At 38.8% G+C, this 12,119-nt stretch carries 12 protein-coding genes; 3 read left to right on the forward strand and 9 right to left on the reverse strand.

What is annotated here, in order from left to right; translation table 11 throughout:
* Positions 1-59: 59 nt before the first annotated feature.
* The 4 genes from BC008_RS29870 to BC008_RS29880 all read right to left on the reverse strand — a co-directional run bounded on the left by BC008_RS29870 (position 60) and on the right by BC008_RS29880 (position 1,631).
* On the reverse strand, positions 60-311 hold the full coding sequence (locus BC008_RS29870) for a hypothetical protein (protein ID WP_027843150.1): 252 nt from the start codon (positions 309-311) through the stop codon (positions 60-62).
* Between the two features lie 23 nt (positions 312-334).
* Complete coding sequence (locus BC008_RS49805) at positions 335-493, reverse strand: hypothetical protein (protein ID WP_161938181.1); 159 nt, start codon at positions 491-493, stop codon at positions 335-337.
* Positions 494-503: 10 nt separating this feature from the next.
* Positions 504-923 (reverse strand): tetratricopeptide repeat protein, encoded by a 420-nt coding sequence (locus BC008_RS29875; RefSeq protein ID WP_027843151.1) that lies wholly within the window; start codon positions 921-923, stop codon positions 504-506.
* A 351-nt stretch (positions 924-1,274) separates the two neighbouring features.
* Positions 1,275-1,631, reverse strand: coding sequence for an iron-sulfur cluster assembly accessory protein (locus BC008_RS29880; RefSeq protein ID WP_027843152.1), 357 nt, complete (start codon positions 1,629-1,631; stop codon positions 1,275-1,277).
* Between the two features lie 387 nt (positions 1,632-2,018).
* On the opposite strand from BC008_RS29880, the gene BC008_RS29885 reads away from it, so the two are divergent.
* Positions 2,019-3,683 carry a DUF6930 domain-containing protein gene (locus tag BC008_RS29885; RefSeq protein ID WP_027843153.1) on the forward strand — a complete coding sequence of 555 codons (1,665 nt, stop codon included), beginning with the start codon at positions 2,019-2,021 and terminating at the stop codon, positions 3,681-3,683.
* A gap of 730 nt (positions 3,684-4,413) precedes the next feature.
* Here the strand turns inward: BC008_RS29885 and BC008_RS29890 are convergent.
* Positions 4,414-4,722, reverse strand: coding sequence for a DUF2288 domain-containing protein (locus BC008_RS29890; protein WP_027843154.1), 309 nt, complete (start codon positions 4,720-4,722; stop codon positions 4,414-4,416).
* A 395-nt stretch (positions 4,723-5,117) separates the two neighbouring features.
* Positions 5,118-5,756 (reverse strand): lysophospholipid acyltransferase family protein, encoded by a 639-nt coding sequence (locus tag BC008_RS29895; protein ID WP_027843155.1) that lies wholly within the window; start codon positions 5,754-5,756, stop codon positions 5,118-5,120.
* 695 nt (positions 5,757-6,451) lie between these two features.
* Here BC008_RS29895 and BC008_RS29900 point away from each other — a divergent pair.
* Together BC008_RS29900 and BC008_RS29905 are read left to right on the forward strand one after the other, a co-directional pair.
* Entirely contained in the window at positions 6,452-6,859 is a 408-nt protein-coding gene (locus tag BC008_RS29900; protein WP_058184137.1) for a hypothetical protein, read from the forward strand.
* A gap of 4 nt (positions 6,860-6,863) precedes the next feature.
* On the forward strand, positions 6,864-8,129 hold the full coding sequence (locus BC008_RS29905) for a glutamate-5-semialdehyde dehydrogenase (protein WP_027843156.1): 1,266 nt from the start codon (positions 6,864-6,866) through the stop codon (positions 8,127-8,129).
* Between the two features lie 160 nt (positions 8,130-8,289).
* Here BC008_RS29905 and BC008_RS29910 read toward each other — a convergent pair whose 3' ends face one another.
* From BC008_RS29910 to BC008_RS29920, 3 genes are all read right to left on the reverse strand, one after another.
* Positions 8,290-9,372 (reverse strand): fatty acid desaturase, encoded by a 1,083-nt coding sequence (locus tag BC008_RS29910; protein WP_027844502.1) that lies wholly within the window; start codon positions 9,370-9,372, stop codon positions 8,290-8,292.
* A gap of 422 nt (positions 9,373-9,794) precedes the next feature.
* Entirely contained in the window at positions 9,795-10,844 is a 1,050-nt protein-coding gene (locus BC008_RS29915; protein ID WP_027844501.1) for a fatty acid desaturase, read from the reverse strand.
* A 367-nt stretch (positions 10,845-11,211) separates the two neighbouring features.
* Positions 11,212-12,030, reverse strand: coding sequence for an acyl-CoA desaturase (locus BC008_RS29920; protein WP_027844500.1), 819 nt, complete (start codon positions 12,028-12,030; stop codon positions 11,212-11,214).
* Positions 12,031-12,119 lie beyond the last annotated feature (89 nt).

The raw sequence follows: 12,119 nt of genomic DNA on the forward strand, positions 1-12,119 counted from the left end.
AGTCGCCAGTCGCCAGTCCCTATATGCCGCAAGGCGGCACGCAGTGCTATCCCCAATCCCTACCCATTACCAGCTTGAGAAAATTTTTTAGAAATCCAACTGATAATACCACTGAGAATTGCACCAGCCATTAAAATCCCAATCGCAGGATTGAACACAGGTTGCCACAATTTGTGCCACAAATCTAAACCTAGGGGTACCCCCATTGAATTACCAATTACTGCGATCGCGAGCCATGCGAAAGCTGCAAATACAAAGAATACATCTGCTACTAGTATCCAGTTGAACCAGTTTAATAATTTATCTTTCATAATGACGTTTGTTTAAATATTTTTTATGGGGATTGGTAATGGGTAATTGGTAATGGGTAATTGGTAATTTGTAATTGGTAATTGCAATGGGTAACTCTTTCCCAATCTCCAGTTCCCAGTCGCCATATGCCGCTTGCGGCGGCACGCAGTGCTATCCCCAATCCCCAATCGCCAGTCGCCAATCCCCAATCCCTAACCAAACAACCAGTTTTTAACTTTTGATAAACTTTGCCAGTCAGGTTTTCTGGTTAAACCATCTTCAATACTATTTTGAATTTCTTCGTACCATTCGCTGTTAAGGGAAATCAACTGATGTGCAACATCAATGTGCTGTCTTACCCCTTTTTGATCATTTTCTAGCATTGCAACAGCTAAATTTACCCTTGCTTGGGGGTCTTGTGGATTGAGTTTAACAGCTTTTTGTGCGGCTTTAGATGCTGAGGAAGACTTATCTGCTAACAGATACAACCAAGCCAAACAAGTCCAAGCTGGAGCACTTTTTGGGGCGCGATCGCAAACTTCTTTAAATACAGGAATTAATGAGGAAACTTCTTCACCAGCTTTATAACGTTCCAAGCCGGTATCGAACAAAGATTCAACAGTTTCAGTCATAGAAATTAATTAGTCAACAGTCAGTAGTTCATAGTCTATATTGACACTCCTCAGGCGTCATCCATGAGGATTTTTCATTCACAGATTTGAAGCTGCTGTGTAAAGTCTGGACAAATTGTGACACTTGTAGCTTATACTTCCTGTTTAAACGGGAATATGTAAGTGGTTATTCCTCCAAAGCAGTCGTGTAACGTGGAATGATTTTAGATCGATACCGTAACACAAACAATTACTCTACTAATTAACTGGGCTTGGAATTCTTGATGTATAGTCAATAGTCATACATTCAATATTTAAATGTTAATAATATTGAAATGACTAATGACTAACGACTAAACGACTAAATAACTACTAAACGCCAAATGATTTGCCACAACCACAGGTTTGATTGGCATTTGGGTTGGTGAATTGAAAGCCACCACCAATCATGGCATTGCTGTAGTCTAGAACTAAGCCGTATAAATATAACAAGCTTTTGCGATCGCACACGATGTTGAAGCCATCATATTCAAATACCTCATCTTGAGGGGTGATTTTGCTGTTGTCTTCAAAATCCATCATGTAGGACATTCCGGAACATCCACCTTGACGAACTCCGACTCGCAAGCATAAATCTTTATCTTGCTTGCTGCGCAAAAATTTGACTTGTTCTAATGCGGTAGGGGTTAGTTGAATACCCCGTTGTTGAGATGCTTGTGTTTGTGTCATCTGCTTTTTCCGTGATACAAGGTTTTGCTGTTACCCCTCTTAGAGCTTAGGGCAAAGCTCTAGTTTTAGCCTAGTGCTAACTGGGCTTGGCGAAGTTTTTGTCTTTAGTTTTTGTATCTATTCTAGCGAGATTGCTATTCAAGATTGGCAAATTGTAAATAACTCACCCGAAATCTATATTGGTGTTTTTATCCTAGAATTGAGAGACTCCGTGTTCTTTCAGATCTGGTATTTTCAATTTTTTATGGAAGTACTAGCATAACCACCTGATAGCAACAGCGTGGCGTCAGCCATAGTTATTCTTAAATTCTTCGCCCTTGGAGTAACATCACCAAGGTTTGCTTTTACCAAAACTTTTAGTTGTAAATCTTTTTAATTGTTTAGTTTATGACAACCTTTAATCGCTCTACCAGTCGTCGATTGAAGAATTTAACCCAAATACCTTCCGTATGGGAGGGAGATCGCCGACCATTGTCATCTTCGCTTGAGGAATATGACAATTCAGAAGAAAAGGGTGAATGCATTCTGTGGGTAGATGGATCGCAAGGTATTGTGCGGGGAATGGACATAGTATCTCCAGATAGCGGACCAGAAGCAATTGTCCGAACTCTGATGCGCGCAATGGAAAGTCCTAATTCTCCTGGTAAACCTGGTCGTCCCCAAAAAATTGTCGTCAAAGACAGAGAAATTCAGTTTTATTTACGGGGGGTATTACAAGATTTAGACATTGCAATTGATTATGTTCCCAATTTACCGTTCATTGACGAACTATTCCGTGGATTTGCTGAAATTGTTGAAAGTCAAGTTCCAGAATTACCACCAAAATATGCCAAGCTCTTAAATGATAAAGCTTTTGCAATCTGGAATTCTGTTCCTTGGGAATTTTTAGAAGAGCAGCAAATATTAGCAATAGAAATTAACAAGTGGGATATTGGTACTCTTTATGCTTCTGTCATGGGAATGCTGGGTATTGAGTACGGTATATTACTTTATCGCAGTCAAGAATCACTGAAAAGATTTCGGGATGTAGTTTTAAGGGATGGGGAGTCACAAGGACTTTTAGAAGATGCTTTTCTCAAGCAAGATTGTTTGTTTGTCACTTTTGAGAAAACCGACGCTAGTGATGACCCAGAAGACGATTTCTATTACGATTTAGCAGAGTTACCGAGTTCGGAAATCGAACCAACTTTTGGTAATATCCATCCCTTGGAAGGGTTACGCTCGGTTTTATATGAAGAAGAAGCAATCGCTGTTTTTGTCGCATTAGAAGCTTTGTTTCGCTTTTTCCGCGATCACCGCAGTCAATTAAATGAATATGATTTTCCCACTCTGAATCACCGCTACCGTATTTCTTTACCGGAAGCAGTTCAAAAACAAAAATCAGTATCAGTTACAGTTTCCACGATGCCGGAACTTGCTGATGAATTGGAAGATATGGCAATTAATGCCACTGATGATTCTGAAGATGATTTAAATTTATCAGATTTACCAGGTCAATTGACATCATTACGAGATGATTTGATTCCAGAAGATTCTTTTCTTAGTTTGGGAGTTATAACCTGGGATATGTTGGAATATTTGCGTAATGGTGTAAAACATTATCAGCCAGGTAAAGTTAAACCTGTAGGTGATGGATTACCGGTAATTTTGATTCAAACATCTCGTCCCAAAGCTAAAGCGGTAATTGAGAACATCCAAGAAGCTGGGGGACTCAAAGCTATATGTTTCAATCCTGGTGCTGATCTTGTTGATGGGACTGATTATGATTTGGGTTTATTACAAACTCAAAATAGTGAATTATTTTTGTTTGGTGAGTTTTTAGATAGCGATCCCGTCCATTCCGAAGCACGGAAAAAATGGAATCAGCGATGTCAAAAGACTAAAGGGTTCTGTGGTTTAATTATCGCTAGAGGACTGACTGGTGCTTCCCGTGGTAACCCTCAATTGAAAGATATGATGGCATTGTTTGAAGTTCAAACTCTTGCTCCCGAAGATTTGGGTCTGGGAACTCTCAGACTTGTTGAGGAAATGCAACCAGAGCAATCTTCTTAAAAATATTGGTCAGAATATGTACTAAATCAAGAGCAGAATTATTATAAGATTAACTCACCTTTAGATTCTGCAAAGGAATTTAAACTACAAGTTCCATATACGGATTATTTGCAAAACTGTGTAATTATACGTTGTTCACTGGAACTAAAATTCCCATTGTTGGTACTGTGTTAGTGTTGCTCAAGCTTCAAGAGTCATTTAGCTCAAAGGCTTTAAATTGTAATCATTTTGCTACAAATTTAGTAGCGATAAATATCTATTGGGGTTAAAACTGAAATTCTAATCTACCCCTGACTATCTAGAAGTTTTCCAGTCATTAACCTGAAGATTGCAAATTTTAAGATTGCAAATTTTTAATGTTTTTTTAGATGATGCAGTAACAGTTAATTAACCCTTGGTCGGGTTGTGAATTACGCAAATTTCTATTCCAATCTTTTAAATTTGGGAAAATAATTCTTTTAATAGCTGCTTTAAGTTGTGAATTAGAAAAACTGTGCGTTCGCTACCGATTCATAGCAGAATTATGCGCGGTAGTGTACCGCTTTGCTAACAGGACAGAGTAGACTAAAGTCATCAACATAAAACCGGTACACGGGAGCCAGAAATCAGAAGTGAAATACTGTTACTGAAGATTCTCAACCTTTCGAAGATTCTAATCCGATTCAATCAAAATTTAACAACAATATTTAAATGTACTTAAATTAAAATTTCCTGGGACGAAACGAAAAACCTAACTAGCTTCTGCCATTTTTTCTTGTATCAGTACGTATGGCTCCACTATTAGAGCATTAAAGCGCTTTTCGCGTTGATTATTCCACTCACCCATTTGTTCATTGGAAGGTTTAGTGATAAAAGCCTCTTCTATCCATACTTGCACTTCTGAGACTTTGTCGCTAGCGATCGCTTCCCCTACATCAAGCAAATCTAATTCTTTTGCTACCACAATTACCGCATCTCTTTTGACGTGAGGAATTAACCACTCCCATTCTGCCTCATCAAGATTTTCGGTCAATTGCTTACGCAATTCTTCATTACTCATTCACTTTTCATGCGACTCTTCATTAGTAAATATACTAAAAAATGTTACATAATATTATTTTTTTGATATCTAATTAATTAAATTAACTTGGAAAAATATTATTAATTATCAATTTGTAAGTTTCAGAATATATTTGATTCAATCTAAGTTTCAGTCAACTTTATATCTTTAGATAACTTACAACCGATAGTTTGTACGATAAATTGTAAATTTCGCGAACTTGAATTTGGTGAAGTTTTATTCTTTTTTCTGGGATAGACCATTGGAATATCGCTTGAGTTTTATAGCGAATTTTACCATTTTTAGGAAGTTTTGCTATTTTCTACTGTAAAGGGAAAATTAATTTCCTAACTGATATATCTTTAGCCACATACAACTCAAGCAATAATTATAATTTATCTGCCAGCCTTATGTAGGGAATTTATTGCCTCAGCACACTTTTGAGTTACCTCTATCAAAGCCTCTTTGTCATTAGCTTCAGGATAATCGATCGCCTTACCTATTCGTATTGTTACTGGAACTGAATTGGGTAATTTTTTGCCTTTTTCCTCAATTGCGTGAGTCCCCCACAGACAAACTGGTAGTAACGGAGCTTTCGCTTTGGCTGCTATTAATGCTGCACCACGCTTTGGATCGGTAATTAGTCCATCCCTTGTGCGGGTACCTTGAAGAAATACTCCAACCGCCCACCCCTGCTCTAGACAGTTTAAAGCTGCACGAATTGCAGTTCTATCCGCAGTTCCTCGACTGACAGGGTAAGCACCGTAAAGTTGGATTGCTTGACCTAATACAGGAACCTTAAATAATTGCTCCTTTGCCATATATGCTACCGGACGCTGCACGCAATTGGACACAATCGGTGGGTCGAAATTACTAGCGTGATTGCTTACTACTACTAAAGGTCCAGTTTTAGGAACATTTTCAGCTCCATAAATTTTTCCTTGAAAATATACATGGAGCATTGGACTTACTACTGACCACTTAAAAGCATGGTACAGGAGGAGGCTGACAAATGGTTCTCGATTTCTGCCCACAGAATTACACTTAAATTAAATTTATATGAAACTGAACTTAGGATACGCCATTGCCAGCCAATATATTTGGTTAATATTTAGCCGGATTATGAACTACACCAACTAAGCTACGCTATAGTTAGGGACCTAGGAAGTCTTTGTTAAAAGAAGCTGGATATTTCTATGGGATCCATTCTCAAGCAAGTAATTGAATGTAAAATGAGATACCATAAACCAATATGTTATGTATTACACGAAAAATTATTTGTAAATAAATGAAAAGTAAATAAATAAAAAGTCAAGTAAAAGCAAAAGACTAACCATTATATTGAGGACAGAGGATAAACTCAGATTATAAATTTGTATTAGAAGTAAAAATAATTAGATGGTGAAATGTATTAGCTGAGATTGAGTTAGTTTAAAAATAGAAACTAATCTTAGGGAATGACCTAAAATTAATTTTAGCTAAACCAGTCAGAAGTATTACATCAAGGTTGTTACCTTGTTATGCTTACACTCTACGCAGTCGTAGACATCACCCAATTCCTTAATGAAGGAGTTAAAGTTACTGTCTAGACTGTTACCTGTATAGTAAAAATACCGTTAACTGACTGATACCATCAGCAGGTTTTCTGCAATTAATTTACCAAACCCGAGAAAAAAGGGAATGGAGCTTCTCCAGCTTTGACAACCGAGTCCAAGTTACTGAACTGCTTGTGCAATCTGAAAATATTGAAAAAATAGAGTTCAACGGCGAATACCCATGTCCTTGTACCCGCAAGGGACGCCTAACTCCGATTACGTTGACAGAAGCATTTGGTTGCGATCGCTGTCAGCAAATATTTGTGGTTGAAGATAATGGATATGTACTTGAGCAACTTTCCACAACCTATCCTTACAAGCGAGCTTGGCGCTGGACAGGTTCAGTTTGGCATGTTGTTCATCCTAAATTGGGAGAAAGTTATCTGCCAATGGCCCTAGGTATTATAGTGGTCTTGGTACTTTTCTGGTTACCATTTGCGTTATTACAATCTACTGGTACTAGTATCATTGCTTCAGCAATAGTGGCAATAATATTGGCAATTGTACCAGCAGTTATGGTCTGGCTAACCTACAGACGTTAATTTGATGATGGTGGATGCGTTTGATGAAGGTCTCAAAACAATGAATAGCGCAGAGCGCGCATACAAAGCTTCTTTGAAGTTAGGGATGACAAAAGGTGCAGATCGCAGTCGCGCACTCATGGCAATGGCAGAAGCGCTAAATCAGTCATTTGATGATATCCTTGAAGCCAATACTCTGGATTTGGAAGCCAGTAGAGAAATGGCTGTTCCAGAGTTAATTTTGGATTGGTTGAAACTTACACCAGCGCGATTGGAAAGCGCAGTCCAAATTTTAAGAAAATTAGGTGAGTTATCAGATCCTCTTCGACGCGTTCGCATCGCAGATTATCAGCTAGAAGATTCCCAAACCTACTCTCAATTAATGCCATTGGGGGTAATTACTTTTATTCACGAAGCGTTTCCCGATCTGGCAGCGATCGCTGCTGGGCTATGTGTAAAAAGTGGTAATAGCATCATTCTCAAAGGTTCTACAGAAGCTAGTCATTCCAATGTTGCAATTGCTAATGCCTTAATTAATGCTGTCATCGAAGAAGGTTTACCGGTGGGGAGTATCGAAATAATTGATGCCGAACATGGCAGATCGATTCGAGATTTACTCGCCCAGGAGCAGTATATAAATTTAGTTATTCCCTACGGACGCTCTAGTTTAGTTCAGCAAGTAGTGCGACTATCTACAGTACCGGTCCTCAAGTCCGCGATGGGCAATTGTTACCTCTATTGGTCGCCCAATGGCACTATGGATATGATTCGCCACATGATTATTGATAGCCATTGCAGCGAGCCAGATCCGGTAAATGCAATTGAAAAAGTATTAATTAATCGACAAGCCCTACCTAGTTCCTTAATTTCTCTTTGGAAAAGTCTGCAAGAAAAAGGTTTTCAGATTAAGGGAGATGCCGAAATGCAGGAAGCTTTTCCCCAAATCCAATTAGCCAAAGATAATGAGTGGGGATGTCCTTACCTAAAAAAAACAGTCGCCTTTAAGCTTGTGGATAATTTAGAGGCTGCTATTAGCTGGATAAACCAATATAGTAGTGGTCATGCAGATTGTATTGCGACTGATTCTTACCAAGAAAGTCGTCAATTTGCTTTGGGAGTCAACAGCGCTTCTACGTATATAAATGCTTCGCCGCGTTTTTGTCGTAATCCCTTACGAGGTGATGCAATATTTTTGGGAATGTCCAATCAAAAAGGTCTGCGTCGGGGACTAATGAGTTTAGAAACTCTGACCACTGTTAAACATATAGTTCAGGCGAATGGAAGATTTTGAGTAATAAGTCACCAGAAGTCAGAAGTCAGAAGTCAGAAGTCAGAAGTCAGAAGCCAGAAATAATGATAATTCTACTCATCTATTTCTTTACTTTTGACTTATGTCCTACGGACACCCTGCGCTAATGACTTTTGACTTTTAACTTTTAATTTGTCAATCCTTAGTTAGAAGATTGAGATTGATGGGGAGAAGTATAGTAAACCTTTCCTCCAGCGTCTGGGACAAAATGACAGCTAAGACATGAATCCCAAGCCGAACGCCAAATTGTTTTTTCTGATGAATGATAATACTCACCCAATATCGGTTTGATAGCCGCAGTTGCTTTCTTCAAATTGTAATGGGGCATATTCAAAAAGATATGGTGAGCAACGTGGGTACCGATGTCGTGATGGATATGACTAATAAATCCATAATTGCGATCGACACTGGAAAGCGCACCTTTAAGAAAAGTCCAATCTTCACCCCGATACCAGGGAACATCTTCTTCCGTATGGTGCAAAAAGGTGACTAAATCTAGCCACATTACAAATACAATGTAAGGTCCTGCATAGTATTTTAATAACCACATCCAACCCCATTGATAGGTTAGAACACCAAGCAGAGCAATCATCGAAATCCAAAGAATTGTACTGGTGAGAACATCCCATTTTTCCTTGTCTTTGAATAAGGGACTGCTTGGTAAAAAGTGAGAACCTTGTTTACCAGGAGAACGCTTAAACAAATAAATTGGATAAGCTAACAAGAAAACATAGTACCTACCAACTTTTTCAATGATTCCCATCTCGTCATAGTAGGATTGTGTTGTTGGATACCAACTTTCATCATTTTCAATATGTCCGGTATTTAAATGATGGGTTCTATGACTAATTCGCCAACCGTGATAAGGAACCAATATAGGTGTGTGACATAAATGTCCAATAAAATCATTGAGCCATTTACTCTTGGAAAAAGATTGGTGTCCGCAGTCATGACCAACAACAAATAAAGCCCAAAACATCGTGCCTTGCATTACCCAGAAAACTGGGAAAAACCACCAAGAATCAATGTAGTAAGCTAACGCATATAGTAAGCCGATGGTTAAAATATCGCGCCCAAAGAAAAATAGTGATTTACCTAAATTGGGCTGAAAGCATTCAGGTGGAATTGCTGCTTTCACATCGCCAAGTGTAAAAGGTAATTTAGATCCATCCTGAGAAGGTTCGTTAGTCGGAGGGGGGTTTAAATTGATGGAGTAAGAAGACACGTGATGTTATCAGAAGTAGTGTGTGGATAAGAGACTATGCAGAGTTATAGAGCTATGCTGTCATCGTTCCTAGGAACTAGACTCCATAGCAGAGTTCCATAAACGGTTTTACATGTTTGGTGCAATGAAAATTTGTCTAAGTCCTTTGAAGTGAAATTATTTTGGCATCTTAATTATCCCTATCCCATTTGCTGAAAAAAGGATATGGAATTTTCAAATGTTTAATTAATTTTGCAAAGGTACTTATATTTTGCTTGCTTGCAACTCACTACAATCCTCAATCAATCGTAGTAAACCGTAGCTTACTCCCATTCCTTTATGAAAAATCTAAGAATGGTTCAGTTATTAGTCAGCTTTAAGTTAGACCTTCAAATGAGATCTTTAATGACTAAAAGGATTTGAGTTGTAAGCAAAAACTTTATTTATTTGCGTGCGTAGTAGTCTTTAAAAGAGAAATAACCTTCTCCTAAAGAGTAGAAATGACATTGGTCAGTAATTCTCCTCATTAAAGACAAAGAAAACCTTTCTTCACGCAAATAAGAACCCCAATTTTCTTGCAAGCTGCGATGAGCGAGGCGCAAATTATAGGAAGGAATCGCAGTCGAAACGTGATGGGGAACATGGACATTGATGTCGTGGCAGAGGAATTCTACCCAACGAGGATAATCGCAATGTACCGAACCAGATAATTGGGCGATCGCAGCATTCCATTCAGAACCTGGCAAAAATGGAATCTCTGGATCTGTGTGGTGAACGAGAGTAAAAGTACTCATCCAGAAATGATATACCAACCACGGTACGAACCAGAATTTAATAAATCCCCAAACACCAGTTGTGATGATGAGTGTGGGAAATGCGATCGCAGCAAATGTGACCACCACAGCCACAGATAACTTCACGTCTGATTGGTCTTGTTTGCGGTATTGACGCCAGTCAAAATGTAGATTTGCCCAATGCAAAATGGAGGATAACCACCACAAGCGCTTGCGCATTAATACTTCAAAAACTGACTTGTCCAATTTTGGCCAAGTTTCATAAAATTCAGGTCTAATGGGATGCCAAGCATTATCTTCGTCCAATTTGTTGGTGTGAAGATGGTGATGATTGTGCTTGATTCGCCAACTGTGAAAGGGATAAATCAAAGGCATAAATGCCAAATGTCCCACTAAATCGTTCACCCAACGGCTTTTTGCAAAAGAACGATGACCGCAGTCATGACCGATCACAAAAAAACCAGTCAAAGCAGTCCCAGCAAAAACCCAGGCTAAAGGTAAAAGGTACCAAGGAGAAAAAGCAATGCTGGCATAACCCAAGCCAACCATCAAAACATTAATTACTGCTCCCGTCCAAGCTTTACGATGATTCAGCTCAAAACATTCCTTAGGCAGAGTTTTGATGATATCTTGTAGCTTTAGTTTGGAATCGCCAAGGTCATCACTTGGCTTCTGGCTATTTATTGTTGATGTAGTCATGTATATTTGAACGCAAACAGACTCGACCGCCAAACCACAATGATAGTAGCTTGTCGCAAAGTTTTGTAACCTGATTCGTTTGGATTATACCAATCGAAGCTACCCCAGCGCACTCAAAATTCATGGCTAATTTTTTATATTGTTTTAAGATTTCTCTTATTTGAGACCCGAAACCCCCATTTCTGGACTGAGTAAACAGCCCAGAATTGGGGGTTGTGAGTACTTTTGCAAAGCGAAGTAATTATCGGATATTAATCCAAATTCGCTAATTTTTTTGTGAATAATGCATTGCAGCACTTTTTTTCGGGGTTTGGAAAATCTTTTACAGCAATAAGACAGTAAGTATTATTACTTTTAACTATTACTTTTAAGACTCCGTTTTTGCTAGCTTGACATCTTTAGCTAAACCCAAAAATTGTAATAACTGAATTGTCATCCAGGTCATATCTATTTCCCACCATTTCAAGCCATGGCGAGCAGAATATTGGAAAGCATGGTGATTATTGTGCCAGCCTTCACCAAACACAAGTAAAGCTACCCACCAGCAGTTAGTGGACTTATCATTAGACTCGTAGGACTGATAGCCAAATTTATGGGTAGCACTGTTAACTAGCCAAGTACAGTGATAAACCCAAACTATTCGGGCAAAAACTCCCCAGAATACAAATGACCAGCCACCTATAAGCAAAAGTGTTAAACCTAAAAGAATTTGAACGGGAATAAAATATTTTTCCAAAAACTGATAGACTGGGTCATCAATAATATCTTTGGTAAAACGAGGAACTTCGGATTTAGAAGGTGATTGATAGATCAACCAACCTATGTGACTCCACAGGAAACCCTTGTTGGAATCATGTGGATCCAATTCTTTGTCGGAGTGTAAATGGTGAATGCGATGGGTTCCCACCCACTCAATTGGACCACCTTGGCAAGCAAGAGTACCACAGAATACTAGAAAATACTCTAGCCATTTGGGGGTCTGAAAGCTACGGTGAGTTACAAGGCGGTGAAAGCCTAAGGTAATACCCAAGCCACCAGATAGCCAATAGAGAAATAACGCAACACCGACTGCTTTCCAACTAAAGTTGTTGGGAAGGAAGGCAAATGCAGCTCCGACGTGCAAACCTACAAAAAATAGGGTGTTAACCCAGTTAATTTTCGGTTGAGTTGATGTAGCAATTGTCATGCGGTAACCTAAATGGAAATTATTGAGCCTAGGCTGTGCGGTCCGTTTGTCGCTTTACGACCTAAATCCGAATCCGGTATTTTTTTATA

The organism is Mastigocoleus testarum BC008 (assembly GCF_001456025.1).
Classification (GTDB): domain Bacteria; phylum Cyanobacteriota; class Cyanobacteriia; order Cyanobacteriales; family Nostocaceae; genus Mastigocoleus; species Mastigocoleus testarum.